21 protein-coding genes and 2 tRNA genes are annotated in these 16,951 nt (G+C 61.0%); 6 read left to right on the plus strand and 17 right to left on the minus strand.

All coding sequences use genetic code 11. The features are described 5' to 3' along the window. Positions 1–14 precede the first annotated feature (14 nt). The 5 genes from rpmI to ACQ4W6_RS19950 all read right to left on the minus strand — a co-directional run bounded on the left by rpmI (position 15) and on the right by ACQ4W6_RS19950 (position 3,373). Positions 15–212 (minus strand): 50S ribosomal protein L35, encoded by a 198-nt coding sequence (gene rpmI, locus ACQ4W6_RS19930; protein WP_010399216.1) that lies wholly within the window; start codon positions 210–212, stop codon positions 15–17. 227 nt (positions 213–439) lie between these two features. Further along, positions 440–1,000 carry a translation initiation factor IF-3 gene (gene infC / locus ACQ4W6_RS19935; protein WP_436568950.1) on the minus strand — a complete coding sequence of 187 codons (561 nt, stop codon included), beginning with the start codon at positions 998–1,000 and terminating at the stop codon, positions 440–442. Positions 1,001–1,012: 12 nt separating this feature from the next. Continuing rightward, positions 1,013–2,920, minus strand: a complete 1,908-nt coding sequence (gene thrS / locus ACQ4W6_RS19940; RefSeq protein WP_436568909.1) for a threonine--tRNA ligase — start codon at positions 2,918–2,920, stop codon at positions 1,013–1,015. Between the two features lie 215 nt (positions 2,921–3,135). Next, positions 3,136–3,212: transfer RNA gene (locus ACQ4W6_RS19945), tRNA-Val, on the minus strand. An 84-nt stretch (positions 3,213–3,296) separates the two neighbouring features. Continuing rightward, positions 3,297–3,373, minus strand: a tRNA-Val gene (locus ACQ4W6_RS19950). A 159-nt stretch (positions 3,374–3,532) separates the two neighbouring features. Here ACQ4W6_RS19950 and ACQ4W6_RS19955 point away from each other — a divergent pair. Further along, positions 3,533–3,997, plus strand: a complete 465-nt coding sequence (locus ACQ4W6_RS19955; RefSeq protein ID WP_436568910.1) for a hypothetical protein — start codon at positions 3,533–3,535, stop codon at positions 3,995–3,997. Here the strand turns inward: ACQ4W6_RS19955 and ACQ4W6_RS19960 are convergent, their stop codons facing one another. Further along, complete coding sequence (locus ACQ4W6_RS19960) at positions 3,998–5,113, minus strand: acyltransferase family protein (RefSeq protein WP_436568911.1); 1,116 nt, start codon at positions 5,111–5,113, stop codon at positions 3,998–4,000. It abuts the gene before it with no gap. Positions 5,114–5,263: 150 nt separating this feature from the next. On the opposite strand from ACQ4W6_RS19960, the gene ACQ4W6_RS19965 reads away from it, so the two are divergent. After that, a complete protein-coding gene (locus ACQ4W6_RS19965; protein WP_436568912.1) occupies positions 5,264–6,226 on the plus strand; it encodes a M14 family metallopeptidase in 963 nt (320 codons plus the stop codon). Here ACQ4W6_RS19965 and ACQ4W6_RS19970 read toward each other — a convergent pair whose 3' ends face one another. From ACQ4W6_RS19970 to ACQ4W6_RS19980, 3 genes are all read right to left on the minus strand, one after another. Continuing rightward, a complete protein-coding gene (locus ACQ4W6_RS19970; RefSeq protein WP_436568951.1) occupies positions 6,227–6,556 on the minus strand; it encodes an SMR family transporter in 330 nt (109 codons plus the stop codon). Between the two features lie 112 nt (positions 6,557–6,668). Further along, positions 6,669–6,989, minus strand: a complete 321-nt coding sequence (gene sugE, locus ACQ4W6_RS19975) for a quaternary ammonium compound efflux SMR transporter SugE (protein WP_436568913.1) — start codon at positions 6,987–6,989, stop codon at positions 6,669–6,671. A 127-nt stretch (positions 6,990–7,116) separates the two neighbouring features. Beyond that, positions 7,117–8,142, minus strand: coding sequence for an urea transporter (locus ACQ4W6_RS19980; protein ID WP_436568914.1), 1,026 nt, complete (start codon positions 8,140–8,142; stop codon positions 7,117–7,119). 209 nt (positions 8,143–8,351) lie between these two features. On the opposite strand from ACQ4W6_RS19980, the gene ACQ4W6_RS19985 reads away from it, so the two are divergent. From ACQ4W6_RS19985 to ACQ4W6_RS20000, 4 genes are all read left to right on the plus strand, one after another. Then, entirely contained in the window at positions 8,352–8,711 is a 360-nt protein-coding gene (locus tag ACQ4W6_RS19985; protein WP_436568915.1) for a DUF1304 domain-containing protein, read from the plus strand. Between the two features lie 156 nt (positions 8,712–8,867). Next, complete coding sequence (locus ACQ4W6_RS19990) at positions 8,868–9,164, plus strand: ArsR/SmtB family transcription factor (RefSeq protein ID WP_436568916.1); 297 nt, start codon at positions 8,868–8,870, stop codon at positions 9,162–9,164. Positions 9,165–9,219: 55 nt separating this feature from the next. Further along, the gene (locus ACQ4W6_RS19995) at positions 9,220–10,275 is read left to right on the plus strand and encodes an alkene reductase (protein ID WP_436568917.1); all 1,056 of its coding nucleotides are present in this window, start codon (positions 9,220–9,222) and stop codon (positions 10,273–10,275) included. 348 nt (positions 10,276–10,623) lie between these two features. Further along, positions 10,624–11,235: a 1-acyl-sn-glycerol-3-phosphate acyltransferase gene (locus ACQ4W6_RS20000; RefSeq protein ID WP_436568918.1), complete on the plus strand. Its 612-nt coding sequence runs from the start codon at positions 10,624–10,626 to the stop codon at positions 11,233–11,235. Here ACQ4W6_RS20000 and ACQ4W6_RS20005 read toward each other — a convergent pair. Genes ACQ4W6_RS20005 through ACQ4W6_RS20040 form a run of 8 tightly spaced genes read right to left on the minus strand, consistent with a single transcriptional unit; the run spans position 11,232 to position 16,917 of the window. Next, positions 11,232–11,792: a HupE/UreJ family protein gene (locus ACQ4W6_RS20005; protein WP_436568919.1), complete on the minus strand. Its 561-nt coding sequence runs from the start codon at positions 11,790–11,792 to the stop codon at positions 11,232–11,234. The genes ACQ4W6_RS20000 and ACQ4W6_RS20005 overlap by 4 nt on opposite strands. Beyond that, entirely contained in the window at positions 11,792–12,427 is a 636-nt protein-coding gene (gene ureG, locus ACQ4W6_RS20010) for an urease accessory protein UreG (protein ID WP_436568920.1), read from the minus strand. The genes ACQ4W6_RS20005 and ureG overlap by 1 nt, the downstream gene beginning before the upstream one ends. A 34-nt stretch (positions 12,428–12,461) precedes the next feature. Next, complete coding sequence (locus ACQ4W6_RS20015) at positions 12,462–13,142, minus strand: urease accessory protein UreF (protein ID WP_436568952.1); 681 nt, start codon at positions 13,140–13,142, stop codon at positions 12,462–12,464. Beyond that, the gene (gene ureE, locus ACQ4W6_RS20020; RefSeq protein ID WP_436568921.1) at positions 13,142–13,666 is read right to left on the minus strand and encodes an urease accessory protein UreE; all 525 of its coding nucleotides are present in this window, start codon (positions 13,664–13,666) and stop codon (positions 13,142–13,144) included. The genes ACQ4W6_RS20015 and ureE overlap by 1 nt, the downstream gene beginning before the upstream one ends. Positions 13,667–13,678: 12 nt before the next feature. Beyond that, positions 13,679–15,379, minus strand: coding sequence for an urease subunit alpha (gene ureC, locus ACQ4W6_RS20025; protein WP_436568922.1), 1,701 nt, complete (start codon positions 15,377–15,379; stop codon positions 13,679–13,681). A 1-nt stretch (position 15,380) separates the two neighbouring features. Then, complete coding sequence (locus ACQ4W6_RS20030; RefSeq protein ID WP_436568923.1) at positions 15,381–15,710, minus strand: urease subunit beta; 330 nt, start codon at positions 15,708–15,710, stop codon at positions 15,381–15,383. Positions 15,711–15,721: 11 nt separating this feature from the next. Next, a complete protein-coding gene (locus tag ACQ4W6_RS20035) occupies positions 15,722–16,024 on the minus strand; it encodes an urease subunit gamma (protein ID WP_314606613.1) in 303 nt (100 codons plus the stop codon). A 26-nt stretch (positions 16,025–16,050) separates the two neighbouring features. Next, positions 16,051–16,917 (minus strand): urease accessory protein UreD, encoded by an 867-nt coding sequence (locus tag ACQ4W6_RS20040; RefSeq protein ID WP_436568924.1) that lies wholly within the window; start codon positions 16,915–16,917, stop codon positions 16,051–16,053. Positions 16,918–16,951: the final 34 nt, after the last annotated feature.

A 16,951-nucleotide genomic window follows, 5' to 3' on the forward strand; every position in this document is an offset into this window, starting at 1 on the left:
AATTGAGTGTGAGATTAAGCAGTCGGCATCATGCGGTAGACGGATTTCACGTCAGACGCAGCGACATTGGTAGTACCGCGCAGTGCGCGTTTCAGCTTGGTGGTTTTCTTGGTCAAGATGTGGCGTTTGAACGCATGACCACATTTAACAGTACCACCTGGACGCACGCGAAAACGTTTTTTCGCCGAGCTTTTGGTCTTCATTTTAGGCATAGCAATCTGTCCTCTTACGGACAGCTCCATTTATAACAGGATTGCAGGTGGCAACACGACGCTGCGCTTAGATGCCTGCTTTCACATGTTGTGCAGCGGATGCGAGTCCGCTACAGTTCGCACGGCCCGGGCATCACTGACCGGGCCGCGCAAATTCTGCCTGGAATCTGGTGTCGTACCAATGCTGGCACAAATCATGTCGATCCACAGTAAAACGCTATTGTAGCTTACTTCTTCTTCTTAGGCGAAAGAACCATGATCATTTGGCGGCCTTCCATCTTCGGGAACTGCTCGACCTGGCCGTACGGCTCCAGATCGGCTTTCAGACGTTCCAGCATACGGAAGCCAATATCCTGATGCGCCATCTCACGACCGCGGAAACGCAGCGTGATTTTGGTTTTATCACCATCGTCGAGGAACTTGATGAGATTACGCAACTTGATATTGTAGTCACCATCATCAGTCCCCGGACGGAATTTGACTTCCTTCACGAGGATGATCTTTTGCTTCAATTTGGCTTCGTGAGCTTTCTTTTGCTCCGAATACTTAAATTTGCCGTAGTCCATCAAACGGCATACCGGTGGCTGCGCAGTAGGCGCAATTTCCACCAGATCGACGTTTGCCTCTTCCGCCAGGCGGAAGGCTTCAGCCAAACTTACGATACCGAGTGGTTCGTTATCGACCCCGCTTAAACGCATTTCAGGGGCAGTGATTTCGCCATTGATGCGATGTGACTTGTCAGTAGCTATTGTAATTTCCTTTAAAAATCTTGTAGAACGGTCGTGCAGCGAGTTTCCTCGTCAGGCCTTGGTGTCGACTTCATGTTTGAGTCGCTCTATCAGGGCATCGACGGACATGACGCCCAGATCGATATTGCCCCGCGCCCGCACGGCCACTGTATTGGCATCCCGTTCTTTGTCGCCAATTACTAAGATGTAAGGCAATTTTTGTACGGAATGTTCACGTATTTTATAGGTAATCTTCTCGTTACGCAAATCGGCTTGTACGCGCAGCCCCGCTTTGCGCAGTTTTGTTGTTACTTCTTGTACATAATCAGCTTGAGCGTCGGAAATATTCAACACCGACACCTGCACCGGCGCCAGCCACAATGGCATCGCACCCGCATAGTGTTCGATCAGGATACCGATGAAACGTTCCAGCGAACCGACGATTGCACGGTGCAGCATGATCGGCACCTGGCGCGTATTGTCCACGGCCACGTATTCGGCACCCAGGCGGCCCGGCATCGACGGATCGATCTGCACGGTGCCCACCTGCCATGCGCGGCCCAAACTGTCTTTCAGGTGGTACTCGATCTTCGGACCGTAGAATGCGCCCTCGCCCGGCAATTCCGTCCATTCCACGCCACAGGCACGCAAGGCCGCACGCAAGGATTCCTCGGCGAAATCCCAGGACTCTTCCGTGCCGATGCGGTTATCTGGGCGCAAGGCCAGTTTCACGTCGATATTCGTGAAACCGAAGGCCGTGTAGACATCCATGGCCTGCTGGTGGAACGCCGTCACTTCACCGGCGATCTGCTCTTCCAGGCAGAAGATATGCCCGTCATCCTGCGTAAAGCCGCGCACGCGCATCATGCCGTGCAAGGCGCCAGATGGCTCGTTGCGGTGGCATTGGCCGAATTCGCCGTAGCGCAAAGGCAGGTCGCGGTAGCTACGCATGCCGTTGTTGAAGATCTGGATATGGCCCGGGCAATTCATCGGCTTGAGCGCGTAGGCGCGGTTCTCCGATTCCGTGATGAACATGTTTTCACGGTAATTATCCCAGTGGCCGGTCTTTTCCCACAAGCCACGGTCGAGAATTTGCGGCGCCTTGACTTCCTGATACCCATTGACCTGATACACATTGCGCATGTATTGCTCGACTTGCTGCCAGATCGACCAGCCTTTCGGGTGCCAGAAGATCAGGCCCGGCGCCTCTTCCTGGAAATGGAAGAAATCGAGCTGCTTACCCAGCTTGCGGTGATCGCGTTTTTCCGCCTCTTCCAGGTTGTGCAAGTACAGTTCCTGGTCTTCCTTCTTGGCCCAGGCCGTACCATAGATACGCTGCAGCATCTCGTTTTTCGAGTCGCCGCGCCAGTAGGCGCCAGCCAGCTTCATCAGCTTGAACACTTTCAGCTTGCCCGTCGATGGCACGTGCGGGCCGCGGCACAAGTCCGTAAATTTGCCTTCGGAATACAGCGACACTTCCTGGTCGGCAGGAATCGAACCAATCAATTCAGCCTTGTAGGCTTCGCCGATACCCTCGAAGTACTCGATGGCTTCATCGCGCGCGACGACCTTGCGCGTGACTTGCTCATCCTTCTTGGCCAGTTCCGCCATTTTCTTTTCGATCGCCACCAGGTCTTCCGGCGTGAACGGGCGCTTGTAGGCGAAATCGTAATAGAAACCGTTGTCGATCACGGGACCGATGGTCACTTGCGCTTCCGGGAACAATTCCTTGACTGCATACGCCAGCAAGTGGGCCGTCGAGTGGCGGATCACTTCCAGGCCATCGGCGTCCTTGTCCGTGACAATCGCCAGTTCGGCGTCTTGCTCGATCAGGTAGGAAGTGTCGACCAGCTTACCGTCAACCTTGCCAGCCAGGGCAGCCTTGGCCAGGCCAGCACCAATATTGGCCGCAACCTGGGCCACGGTGACCGGGCCGTCAAATTGACGGGCGGAACCATCGGGAAGTCGGATTGTAAGCATATTGATCTCCATATCGGCGCTGGCGCCAGGTAAAACTGCAATGAATGGTGTGGACTGAGAAACTGAAAGGAAAACGCAGACGCAAAAAAACGCGGACTAGCCGCGCTTTTCACTTTTTTGAGACAAAGGAAACCCGTTCGACTAGCGTCACTCCCAAAGCTTGGTAGTAGTTCGCGGTGTCATAACCGGTTTTACCTTTCTCTCTCACTGCATTCTGGTGGGCGGTGAGGAATTCGAATCCCCGACCCCTTGGATGTCGACCAAGTATTCTAACCAGCTGAACTAACCGCCCGTAAAACTTTTATTGATCACTATATTTCAAATGATCGCTTGCGGCTTGCGCCAGCTTAAAACAAAACCATCTACTGCCAAATTCTGGTGGGCGGTGAGGAATTCGAATCCCCGACCCCTTGGATGTCGACCAAGTATTCTAACCAGCTGAACTAACCGCCCCGAAGACCAGCATTATAGAGAGGCTTTCCCGTAAATACAAGGGCTGTTTTACACGAAACTTTAATCTGTTTTTAGCCCACTTCCCGGGCGTCAGCCCCTTTTATATAGAGGCGGCATATAGAAGGCGCAGCGCGCATGGAATGCCGCTAAAATCGCGGCATGAACTCCACCCTATTAGCCTGGCTGAAAACCCTGAGCCGCATCTGCGGCTTCGAAACGGCCGACTCCTTCCCGCCCAACCACCCGTATGCGCGCACGCGCTGGAATGGCGCGTATTTCGATATCGCTTCCGACGTGAAGCCGGACGAGATCGAACGGCGCATCTGCGCGGCCATCGCCAACACGCCCAGCGTATTTAGCTATATCAGCAATCCCACGCCGCGCATGCAGCGCTCGCTGCTGAACGTGATCCACGACCGGCTGCGGCGCCAGCCAGGCGCAGGCGCTACCGACCTGGTCTTGTTGTTGATCAATGCCTACGCCAGCGACCACACCACGGAAGCCGTGCCCGGCCTGCGCACCCTGATCTTCAACACCCGGCACGAAGAGACGAACCAGCGCGTGCACAGCATCCTGGAATTGCTGGTGGGCACGCCCCGGGGGCTGGACGTGATCGACATGTAATCATCGAGCGTGATTGGCGGGAACGTAGCGCGCCCGCAAGCGCATGAACGGCGTTTCCACCACTGCATATAAGAGCCAGCCGGTGGCGATGCTGAGAATAATCATCACCAGCATGGCCGGCAAGCCGTCCGGCCCGTAGCCAAAGCCTTGCAAGATGGGCCGCAGCAAGATGCACAATTGCTTGTGCAACAGATAAATCGCATACGACCACAGGGCCAGGCTGGCGGCGCCCGGCACGCGCAGCTTATACAGGGCACTGGCGGGGCTGAGCGCGGCGATCAGCAGCAAGCTAAAACTGGCCGCCAGCGCCGGGTAGCCGAACACCGTCACCCAAAAGCCAAAGTGATCGGTGAGAAAGATATACAACATCAGCGCAGTGCCGGCGATTCCCGCCAGCAAGGTGCGGTTGCCGTACGAGGTCAGGCGCGCCCAGGCGGCCGGATGGTAGTTTTTCAGCAACGCCAACGCCACGCCTGCCACCAGCTCGTCGAAGCGGCACCACGAAGCATAATAAATATATTTGTAGTAGCCCAGGCCGCCGCGCGGCACTTGCACATATTCATCCCACAGATACGCGCGCACCAGCATGCCCACGATAAAACTGGCCGCCACGGCCAGCCACGCCCACAGCAGGGACTTGCGGCAAGCGGCGATGCCCAAGGCCACGGCCGGCAGCAGTACATAGAACTGTTCTTCCACGCACAGGGACCAGGCATGTGAAAAGGCCGTGCCGGGCGTCAGGTTGATGTTTTGCGTAAAGGTCAGGAATTTCCACAGCGGCAGCAGCGCGCTGTCGCCGCGAAACGTGGGCCACAGGTAATACAGCGCCAGCACGACATAGAAACTGGGCAAGGTGCGCAAAAAGCGCCGCGCATAGAAACGCGGCAGGGAAAAGCCGTGCTCGCTGCGCAGGGCCGCAAAGATCTGGTTGCCGATCAGATAGCCGCTCAGGGCAAAGAACAAATCCACGCCCGTCCAGCCGATTTCGCCCCAGAAGCCAAAGGCGGCGCCATCGCTGACAAACAGCAAATAATGATTCATGAACACCAGCACGATAGCCAGCGCACGCAAGGTGTCGAGGCCGACCAGGCGGGAGGAATGTGGGGACGACGACATGGATATCAGCAATGAAAAACAACGGTGGCGCCGATCATGCCATGCCAGGCCCAGCCGTGCCCACATTTTTACGGACAATGTAGGGGCAAGCGCCACGAATCCCGCTAAAATATGCCGACCCCGCTTTCCCTTTCCGCAACAGCATAGGATATGTCCAGCATGAGCAGCGCACTCCACTTCAAATCCATCAACTACACGGGCCAGGGCAGCGGCCCGCGCCTGATCGTCACCGGCGCCGTGCACGGCAATGAAACCTGCGGCACCAAGGGCATCAAACGCGTGATGGCTGAACTCGACAGCGGCGCCATCTCCATCCTCGCCGGCAGCGTCACCTTCGTGCCCATCACCAACCCATTGGCCTACGCCAAGGGCGTGCGCAGCGGCGACCGCAACCTGAACCGCAACCTGTTCCCGAACGACAATGCGCAAGATTTCGAAGACCGCATCGCCAATTGGCTGTGCCCGTTGCTGGGCCAGCACGACGTGCTGCTGGACTTGCACTCATTCAATGCCGACAGCCAGCCCTTCGTCATGGTCGGGCCGCGCAACAACGATGGCCCGCTGCAACCATTCCAGCACGAGGAAAAGGAACGCGCACTGGCGCGCCGCCTGGGCGTGCGCCGCTTCGTCGATGGCTGGCTGCACGCCTACGGCCAGGGCGTGCAGCGCCGCCTGGGCAGCAGCGACCAGGTGGGCATGGTCTTGCGCTATGGCGTAGGCACCACGGAATACATGCGCTCGACAGGCGGCTATGCGCTGACCCTGGAATGCGGCCAGCATGCGGACCCGGCCGCGCCGGACGTGGCCTACCGCGCCATCAAGAATACGCTGGCCTTTTTGGGCTTCATTGATACACCGCAAGCGGAACCGATTGCGGACGCCGACATGGAAGCATTGAACATGGTCGTCGTGCACGACAAGCTCGATGCGGGCGACCGCTTCATCAAGACCTGGTCCAGCTTTGACAAGGTGAAACAGGGCGAGCAAATCGGCGTGCGCTTTGATGGCACGCCAGTCACGGCCGAGTTTGATGCCTACATCCTGTTCCCCGACGTCAACGCGGCAGCCAATGCCGAGTGGTATTACCTGGCAAGAGTCGCCGCCAGCTTTTAATTAGTGGCCGACCGACTTTGAAAACAAGTTAATCACCAGTACGCCGGCAATGATCAGGCCCAGGCCGATCAGCGCCGGCAAGTCCAGGCTTTGCTTGAACCAGAACCAGCCCACGGCGGAAATGAGCACGATGCCCACGCCGGACCAGATGGCATACACGATGCCGGTAGGAATGACGCGCATGGTCAGCGACAAGAACCAGAACGCGATGCAATAGCCGACCACGGTGATGATGCTGGGCAGCAAGCGACTGAAACCGTCGGACGCCTTTAGTGCGCTGGTGGCGATGACCTCGGCGATGATGGCAATGGCCAGGTAGAAATACGTCATGGCAAGGCTCATGCTTGCATCCTTTCAAGGACAATCGATACAGCAACGCCCCGCCCGTCCGCCGCCTGCTCGTTCAGGGCGGCGCAACGGTGCAGGGCGCGTCAGGGAAAATTTACTGCGGGCTGAGCAGCTTCAAGCCCAGGATGCCGGACACGATCAGCGCGATGCAGGCGATGCGCGCCGCACTGGCCGGTTCGCCCAGCACCATGATGCCGAAAATGGCCGTACCCACGGTACCGATGCCCGTCCAGATCGCATACGCGGTGCCCAGCGGCAAGGTACGCAAGGCCAGGCCCAGCATCACTACGCTGGCCACCATGGAAATGGCCGTCAGCACCGATGGCACGAGACGGGTAAAGCCGTCGCTGTATTTGAGGCCGATGGCCCAGCCAGTTTCCAGCAAGCCAGCCAGTACCAGAATAATCCACGCCATACACACTCTCCTGAGGCGGCAGGGTCGTCCCCGCCATGCAGCCCCATCATCGAGCGGGGCCGTCCCCACAGGAGCAAAAGGAAAAAGTATACCATCGGCAACAAACTCTTGCCCACTGCCGCGCTTGCTAGCCAGCTGCGCGGCGCAAGCGTGGAAAGAGCGGACCGGCCAGCACGAACAGCCACACGACCAGGACAAATGGCGACGTCAGCGCGGGCATGCCCAGCGGCTCCAGGGCGCCGGACATGGCGGCGAACACGACCACCGTGACCACGGTGGCGAGCAAGGCATACGCTGCCGAGGCCACATCGAGCACAAAAAACACGCTGACCAGCGCAATGGCCGTCAGCGCCGAGTTGAAGCCAAAGGCGCCCGAGCGTATCGCCGGCTCCGCCGCGCCCATGATCCACGCCACCAGGATGCCGGTGAACGAGCCCAGCAGTGCAGCCAGGCCGGCCACTCTTGAGCTGATCAGCAATGCCAAAGCGAAGATGACGCCCGTGACCATATTGCCCTGGAAGAAAATTTGGGCGATGCCATTGAATAGCCCCTCAAGCACCGTCGATATGGTCACGATGCCTTCCACTGTCGAGGCCGCCTTTGGAAGGCCAGCCGTCGGCAGCACGCCCGTCGTCTGCAGGCGCCCGAAACGTGCGCATGCCATGACGAAAAACAAGGTGGTGAAGACGAACGGCGCCGTCAGGGCGGGCACATTCCAGGTACCCAGCAAACGCAGCAGCGCTGCCAGGATGACGGTCGTGCTGGCGGCGGCCAGCACAACATAGGTCCAGGTCAGCAAGTTGAGATCAAGGAAATACATCAAGCCTATGGCGACGAGCGCGCCGTTGAAGCCAAACAGCCCGGCCCGTACTTGCGCACGCTCGGCACCGAGGAGCATGGCGGTGGCCGTACTGGTGATGGTACCCAGCAGCACCGCCCAGCCAAACAGGCTGGCATTGTAGAAAATACCCACCAGGAACAGCAGACCAGTCAGGCTATTGTTTTGCAACATCACTTGTCCGATGCCGCGCAGCACCGTATCGACAAAGGTGGCGGCACGGCGCGGCAGGGAATCGCCTTCCATGGCGCAGCCTGTCGTCGTCACCCTCGCCATGCACGACGCCAGCAACGCCACGATATTTTTCGGTTTCATTATTTTCTTTGAAGCGTCCGGCATGCCTTGCGGCAAGCCGGCACGGATGAGCATATTATTGCAATGATGCAATTTTACACAGATATCCAGCATGGCCTCCTGCAATACGAGGCACGCCATGGCTAGTGGCGCCGCTCTAGTCAAAAATGCACCACAAACGGGGCAACGGCAGCATAATGACAACACCTGCATTCCTATCCGGAGCGACGATGCTTATCCTGGCCCAGGCCCTGACCGCCATCATTCTGCTGCTGCATGTCTATATCGTGCTGCTCGAAACCGTGCTGTTCGACGCGCGCGGGCGCAAGGTATTTGGCCTCAGCAAGGAAAAAGCGGATATCGTGCGCCCCGCCATGTCCAACCAGGGCTGCTACAACGGCTTCCTGGTGGCGGCGCTGGCGCTGGGTTTTTTCCATCCCGATGCCGCCATCGCCCATGCATTCACCGTCTTCGGCCTCGTGTGCATCGCCGTCGCCGGCCTATGGGGTGCAGCCACCGTCATGATACGCATCGTCTACCTGCAAACGGTGCCCGCCGTCATCGCCCTGCTGCTGTTCCACTTCGCCTGATCCCGCCGGGGCGGCCCACTCGCCGCCCTTCTCGCCGAGCGGGAATCTCACGCCGCCAGCACGCTATCGTTTTATATCGTAATATGACGATATTGAAATTTGAAAAATGCGATACATACCTCGCCCTCAGACGAAATGATCGACCAGGAGAATCCCATGGACATCGACGCCATCCACAAGGCGCTGGCCAATCCCGTACGCCGGCAGATTTTGCAATGGCTGAAAGAGCCCGGGCAGCATTTCGCGCAGCAAGACCATCCGCTCGACTTCGGCGTCTGCGCCGGGCTGATCGATCGCCGCCTGGGCTTGTCGCAATCGACCGTCTCGGCGCACCTTGCCACCTTGCAAAAGGCCGGCTTGATTTCAGCCAGGAAAGTGGGGCAATGGAGCTTTTTCAAACGCAATGAAGCCACCATCCAGGCTTTTCTTGAGTACATGCAGCAAGGTTTGTAACAGCAGGCCCATCCACATCGCCGTTCGCGGCTCTCCCGACAGGAAAATAGCAATCATGACAACTTTATTCGACCCCATCACCATTGGCAGCCTGCAATTGAAAAACCGCATCATCATGGCGCCGCTGACGCGTTCGCGCGCCGGCAACCCGGGCCGCGTGCCCAACGCCCTGATGGCCGAGTACTACGCACAGCGCGCCACGGCCGGCATGATCATTTCGGAAGCGACCGCCGTCACGCCACAAGGCGTGGGCTATGCGGACACGCCAGGCATCTGGTCCGATGAACAGGTGGAAGGCTGGAAACACATCACTCAGGCCGTGCATGACGCGGGCGGCCTGATCGTGCTGCAGCTGTGGCATGTGGGGCGCATTTCCGCGCCGCTCTTCCTCGATGGCGACTTGCCAGTGGCACCCAGCGCCGTCAAGCCGGCCGGCCATGTCAGCCTGGTGCGCCCGCAACAGGAGTTCGTCACTCCCCGCGCGCTGGACACGCAAGAGATTCCCGGCATCGTCGCGGCCTACCGCCTTGGCGCCATGAATGCGAAAAAGGCGGGCTTCGATGGCGTGGAAATCCACGGCGCCAACGGTTATCTGCTCGACCAGTTCCTGCAAGACAGCACCAACTTGCGCACCGACAACTATGGCGGCGCGATTGAAAACCGCGCCCGCCTGATGCTCGAAGTGACGGACGCGTGCATCGACGTATGGGGCGCCGACAAGGTCGGCATGCACCTGGCGCCGCGCCGCGATGCGCACGACATGGGCGACTCGAACCCGCGCGCCACCTTCGGCTACGTGGCACGCGAGCTGGGCAAGCGCGGCATCGCCTTCATCTGCGCACGCGAAGCGCTCGGTGAAGACCGCCTGGGTCCGTACCTGAAAGAGCAATTTGGCGGCGTATACATTGCCAATGAAAAAATGGACAAGGCAGCCGCCGAAGCCCTGCTGGCGTCCGGCGAAGCCGATGCCGTCGCCTTTGGCCTGTGGTTCATCGCCAACCCGGACTTGCCAGTCCGCCTGCACCGCGACGCGCCATTGAATCCGCTTAACCCGGCAACCCTGTACGCGCCCGATGCGGCCGGCTACACGGACTATCCGGCACTGGCCTGAGTAGCCGAGTAGCAATTAGCCCTCGCAACGTCCCCTGACGGCGGGCGCAACGATCCTGGCGCTGGCAACGGCGTCACGCTCGCAACGCCCGCCGCTTTGCTTCCACTCCCTTCGCTCCTTCGCTCCCTGCCCGCTCAACGCCATCGGCACCGCGCCAGACGGACACAGTTAAAATAGCAGTGGAAGTAGCAACAGCAACAGCCCCGGCACCGCATGAATAGCGGCCTGGGCTGCTTGTCGCCACCGCCAGCCCCGTATAGAATGCGTGCGCAGAATTTTTGCTTCAAGCAGTGGCCAGCCGCGCCATCGCATCAGAACAGAGACACGCACATATAATAAAGGGTATCCATGGACGATTTATTTGTACACACGCGCGATTTGCCGACCTGGCACCAGCGCTGCGCGCTGCGGCTGCTGCATCTGTTCGGCTGGCGCCTGCGCTTTCGCCCCCTGCCAGGACCGCGTGGCATCGTCGTCGTCTATCCGCACACCTCAAACTGGGACTTCATCGTGGGCCTGTTCGGCAAATGGGCGCTGGCCCTGCCGTTCCGCTGGCTGGCGAAAGATTCCCTGTTCCGCGGCCCGCTGGGCAAGGTGCTGCGCTACCTGGGCGGCGAACCCGTCGACCGCAGCACCACCAGCGGTACGATACAACGCCAGGCCGAGCGCATGCAGGCTGCCCACTGGTATTGGCTGGCCATCACGCCGGAAGCGACGCGCAGCTACCGCCCGAACTGGAAGAGCGGCTTCTATCACCTGGCCCTGGCCGCCAAGGTGCCTTTATTGCTGGTCTACATCGACTATCCAAACAAGGTGCTGGGCGTGGTCGACCATCTGAGCTTGACGGGCGACAAGCAAGCCGACATGGCCGCCATCGCCGCCATCTATGCGGGCCACCAGGGCTTGCATCCTGAAAACGCGGCCCCCATCGTGTTGTCCGACAAGCGCCCCGGCGCCTAAGCCACCCCCATCAGCACCACGCCGGCGGCCGCCAGGGCCACGCCGGCCAGGCGCAGCAAGCGCTCGGCCATCACCTGGCCGATGCAACGCCCCGCCAACAGCAGCATGGCCGAGGCCAGCATGAAGCCGAACGCGGCCGATGCGGCAGGAAGTTCTTGCCCATGCGCATTGCCATGCGCCAGCGCAAACGCCCCCACGAGTAGCATGCCCAGCCAGTTCGGCATGGCCAGCGCCAGCGCGATGGCCAGCCCCACCAGCGCCACTGTGGCGGCGATGCCCGTTTCCAACCCGGGAAGGGTCAAGCCAGCCATGCCGGCCAGCGCACCGAACAGCATCATGCCGAGAAAGGTGGCAGGCTGCGCCAGGCCGCGGCGCTGCTGGCCGCCCCAGATGCCCACGCCCAGCATGGCCAGCAAATGGTTGATGCCCGTCAATGGATGGGCCAGGCCAGCCAGGAAGCCCGCATTGTCGCCATGGCCGGGATGGGCCATGGCGGGCAAGGCCAGCAGGCACAACGCGGCCACGGCCGTCGTTTGCTGCAAAAATCGTTTCGTCATCACATCGCCTTGTTCGGTTGATCGAGCAAACCTTGCTCGCGGATAAAATCGATCACCACCTGCACGCCGTCGCCGCTGCGCAGGTTGGTAAACACGAATGGACGCTCGCCGCGCATGCGTTTGGCGTCCTGCGCCATCACGTCCAGGTTGGCTCCCACATACGGCGCCAGGTCCGTCTTGTTGATAATGAGCAAGTCCGAGCGCGTGATGCCGGGGCCGCCCTTGCGCGGAATCTTTTCGCCGCCGGCCACGTCGATCACGTAGATCGTCAGGTCCGACAATTCCGGGCTGAAGGTGGCGGCCAGGTTATCGCCGCCCGATTCGACCAGGATCAAGTCGAGTGCGGGAAAGTCGGCCTGCATGCGCGCGATCGCTTCGAGATTGATGGAGGCGTCTTCGCGAATCGCCGTGTGCGGGCAGCCGCCCGTCTCCACACCCATCAGGCGCTCGGCCGGCAAGGCATCGGCGCGCAGCAGGATTTCCATGTCCTCCTTGGTATAGATGTCATTCGTGATGACGGCCATGTCATAGCGCGCGCGCATGCCTTTGCACAGCATTTCGCACAGGGCCGTCTTGCCCGAGCCGACGGGCCCGCCAATACCCACGCGCAGTGGATTCGATGTGATGGATGTCATGTTCTCGCCTTTTTCTTGTGTCATGATTGTGTGATCAGGAGCGGTACAGCCGGCTGTACTGCACTTCGTGCCGCATCGACAGCAGCGACAGGCCCGGCGCCCAGTTGCCCATCTCGTCGTCCTGCAAGGTGCGTGCCGTCAGGGCCGCCGCTTCCAGCTCGGGGCGCAGCGACAACAGCAGGCGCTGGCCCGCCACCTGCCCCAGCGGCACCGATTTCACGCACACCAGCACCTGGTTTTCGGCCCAGGCAAACAGCATGGCCAGCAGCGCTTCTTCGCGCGGAATGGCCAGCGCCGCCACGGCGCAGGCATACGCGGTGGGCAAGGCCACTTCCGGCTGGCCTTGCAGCATGTCGATCAATACGCCATCGGCTACGCCCAGTTCGGCCAGCAGCTTTGTCAGCGAATAGCCCATCTGGATGGTCTCGGCGCGAAACTCCGCCGTGTCGCGCGAGGCGATGAAGCGCTCGCTCCAGCGCTGCACGGCGCATATATCCTGCTCCTCAAACGCCTGCATCAGGCGCCAGCACAGCGGCGCTTCCCAGCGCGCCACCACCTGCATCAAATGCTGCGCGATCCAGCTGCGCGCCGTGGCCGCATCGTGCACCAGGGTCGATTCGAGCGCCGCCTCCAGCCCCTGCGAATAGCTGTAGGCGCCAATCGGCAAGGCAGGACTGGCAAACTGCAGCAAGTGCAGCAGGGCCGACGCCTGCATCACGGGGCGCCTGGCGTATCGCCGGGGCGGTGGATTTTCTGCCGCAGCGGCACGGGCGCCAGCAAGTGCGGTCCATGGCCGTCATGGTGGCCATGGCCGCCGCCATACGCGCCCGCCTCCGGCTCGAACGGCGCGCTTTCCTCCGTCACGCTGGCGTGCAAGCCTTCCAGCATCTCTTTCAAGACGACGTCCTTGCGTATGCGCAAGAAGCCGTCGCCCACCTGCGCCTGCGTGTGCCGGTTGCCCAGGTGGAAAGCGCAGCGCAGCAAGGTATGTGCGTCCGCGCAGCGCACCAGGTAGGTCGGTTCGCGCGCGGCGACGATCTGCACCACCTGCCCTTCCGGGCCCGTCATGCGTTCGCCGTCGCGCAGCACCGTGCCGCGCACGGTGAACACGGCCACCGCGTCGCCATTCGACAGCACGGCGCGCAGCCGGCATTTTTCCCGCTGGTCATACGGCAGCACCAGTTGCGCGAACGGCGCGCGGTCGTCGCCGGCCCCCAGTTTGGTATGCAATGTGAGCATGATCTCTCCTGCTTAGAATAGAAAATAGCGCTGCGCCATCGGCAGCACGCTGGCCGCTTCGCACACCAGCAGCTGGCCGTCGGCGCGCACGGCATAGGTTTCCGGGTCCACTTCCATGTGCGGCGTGGCGCTGTTATGGATCATGTCGTGCTTGCGCAGGCCGCGCATGTTCTTCACGGCAATGACGGATTTGTTCAGTTTGAGCTGGTGGCCAATATCGAGGTCGTAGGCCGCCTGCGAGACAAAGGTAAACGACTTTTTCAGGCCGCCGCCAAAGGCGCCGAACATCATGCGGTAGTGCACGGGCTGCGGCGTGGGAATCGAGGCATTCGGGTCGCCCATCTGCGCGGCCGCGATCATGCCACCCTTGAGTATCATCGATGGCTTGACGCCGAAAAAGGCGGGCTTCCACAGCACGATGTCGGCGATCTTGCCCGCCTCGATGGAACCGACCACATGCGAAATGCCGTGCGTGATGGCCGGGTTGATGGTGTACTTGGCGATATAGCGCTTGGCGCGGAAATTGTCGCTGCGCGCCGTGTCGGGCGCCAGGGCGCCCCGCTGCACCTTCATCTTATGCGCCGTCTGCCAGGTGCGCATGATCACTTCGCCGACGCGGCCCATGGCTTGCGAATCGGACGACATCATGGAAATGGCGCCGATATCGTGCAAAATATCTTCGGCGGCGATGGTTTCGCGGCGGATGCGCGACTCGGCAAAGGCCACGTCTTCGGCAATCGCCGGGTCCAGGTGGTGGCACACCATCAGCATGTCCAGGTGCTCGTCGAGCGTGTTGACGGTAAACGGGCGCGTGGGATTGGTCGACGATGGCAGCACGTTGGACTGGCCCACGGCGGCGATGATGTCGGGCGCATGGCCGCCGCCCGCCCCTTCCGTGTGAAACGTGTGGATGGTGCGGTCCTTGAAGGCGGCCAGCGTGTGTTCGAGAAATCCCCCCTCGTTGAGGGTATCGCTGTGCAGTGCCACCTGCACGTCCATGCGGTCGGCCACCGACAGGCAATTGTCGATGGCGGCCGGCGTGCTGCCCCAGTCTTCGTGCAGTTTCAGGCCGATGGCGCCCGCGCGCACCTGCTCTTCGAGCGGCAGCGGCAGGCTGACGTTACCCTTGCCCATGAAGCCCAGGTTCATGGGAAAGGCGTCGGCCGCCGCCAGCATGGCATGCAAATGCCACGGCCCCGGCGTGCAGGTGGTCGCCGCCGTGCCAACGGCCGGCCCCGTGCCGCCGCCCAGCATGGTGGTCACGCCGCTCATCAGGGCTTCTTCGATCTGCTGCGGGCAGATAAAATGGATATGCGTGTCGACGCCGCCAGCGGTGACGATCATGCCTTCGCCGGCGATGATTTCCGTGGCGCCGCCGATGGCCAGGGTGACGCCGGGCTGGATGTCGGGGTTGCCCGCCTTGCCGATGCCGAAGATCAGGCCATTTTTCAGGCCGATGTCGGCTTTCACGATGCCCCAGTGGTCGAGGATGACGGCGTTCGTGATGACGGTATCCATCACCTCGGCCGCGCAGCGCTGCGATTGGCCCATGCCATCGCGGATCACCTTACCGCCGCCGAATTTCACTTCTTCGCCATAAATGGCGTAGTCATGCTCGATCTCGATGAACAGTTCCGTGTCGGCAAGGCGGATGCGATCACCCTTGGTGGGGCCGAACATCTCGGCATACGCGCTGCGGGCAATTGTTGCCATCTCAATCCCTTCCCGGTGGAGTGTCTTGCAATGCGCCCATGACTTCTCCATTGAAGCCGTAGACCTTGCGTTCGCCCGCCAGCGCCACCAGCTCCACCGTGCGCTGCTGGCCCGGCTCGAAGCGCACGGCGGTGCCGGCCGTGATATTGAGGCGCATGCCATAGGCGCGCCAGCGCTCGAACGACAGCGCCGGGTTGACTTCAAAAAAGTGGAAGTGCGAGCCAACCTGTATCGGCCGGTCGCCCCGGTTGGCCACCACCACGGTGGCCGTGGCGCGGCCCTCATTGAGGCTGATTTCGCCTTCTTCCAATCTGTATTCGCCTGGTATCATGTCGCTCTCCTTCAGGGTATCGGGTGGTGCACGGTCACCAGCTTGCTGCCATCGGGGAAGGTCGCTTCCACCTGGATGTCGGGGATCATCTCGGCGATGCCATCCATGACGTCTGCGCGCGAAAGTATCTTTGCGCCGTCCGACATCAGCTGCGCCACCGACTTGCCATCGCGCGCGCCTTCCATGATGGCCGCGCTGATCAGCGCCACCGCTTCCGGATAATTCAGTTTCAAGCCGCGCGCCAGGCGCCGCTCGGCCAGCAATGCGGCCGTAAAAATGAGCAGCTTGTCTTTTTCGCGTGGGGTCAGGTCCATGTTTTTCCTTGTTATGCTCAATACGTTCAGGTATTCCAGCTGCGCGGAACAAAGGCGGCGCGTCCCAGCATGGCGGGGCGCAGCAATTGCCATGCGGCCAGCATGATGCGGCGCGCCGCCTCGCTGTCGCCGCACAACAGGCGCACCACCACCAGCGATTTCATCTGCGTGGCGCCAAACACGGCGCCCATCGGCACATTGATCTCGCGCAAGGCCGCCAGCACGGCGGGGGCAATCGGCGTGCCGACGGCAATCAGGGTGGCGCACACCGTGTGGCCGGCCAGGCCCAGCGGGCTGGCCATCAGCGCGCCGCCAGCGGCCAGCACGCCTTGCTCCCACCACAACAGCTTGCCGCCGCGGCGAATCTGCACTTGCTGGGCGATGCTGCCGCTCTTGAAAATTTCGCCCGCAGCGCTGCGGCCCAGGCAAACGATATCGCAGCCGATATAGCTGGCATCGACCGCCAGTTCTACTTCGTGACGCAGGCGCACGCTGGCCTGGTCGAAGAAGATGCTCTCCTGCGGCATCCACTCGATGGCCGCACCGGCACCCGCGCGCAGCACGATGTGCTGGCCCGAGACATGGCCATTCGCGCGGTACCACTTGGCGGCCCCTGGCGAAGTGAGAAAGGCGTGCGCGCCGTCGCCCACCGTGGCGTCGACGGCCAGCTGGTCGCCGCCCACCACGCCACCGGGCGGATGAATGACAATGGCGTGGCAGACGCCGTCGCCTTCCGGGTACAGGGGCTTTTGCACGCGCAAGGGGCCGCTGTGCGTGCGTTCGACCAGGCGGCTGACGCCATCGTGCAGCGCAAACCCCAGGCGCAGGTGCGCCTGCCAGGCGCTGTGCGCGCCGGCATCAAAAGGCAATACAGGGTGGGGGCTGTCTGGCATGCACTGCAATCGTATAAATAACGATTACTTAAGC

This window comes from Janthinobacterium woesei, assembly GCF_051380875.1.
GTDB lineage: Bacteria > Pseudomonadota > Gammaproteobacteria > Burkholderiales > Burkholderiaceae_D > Janthinobacterium.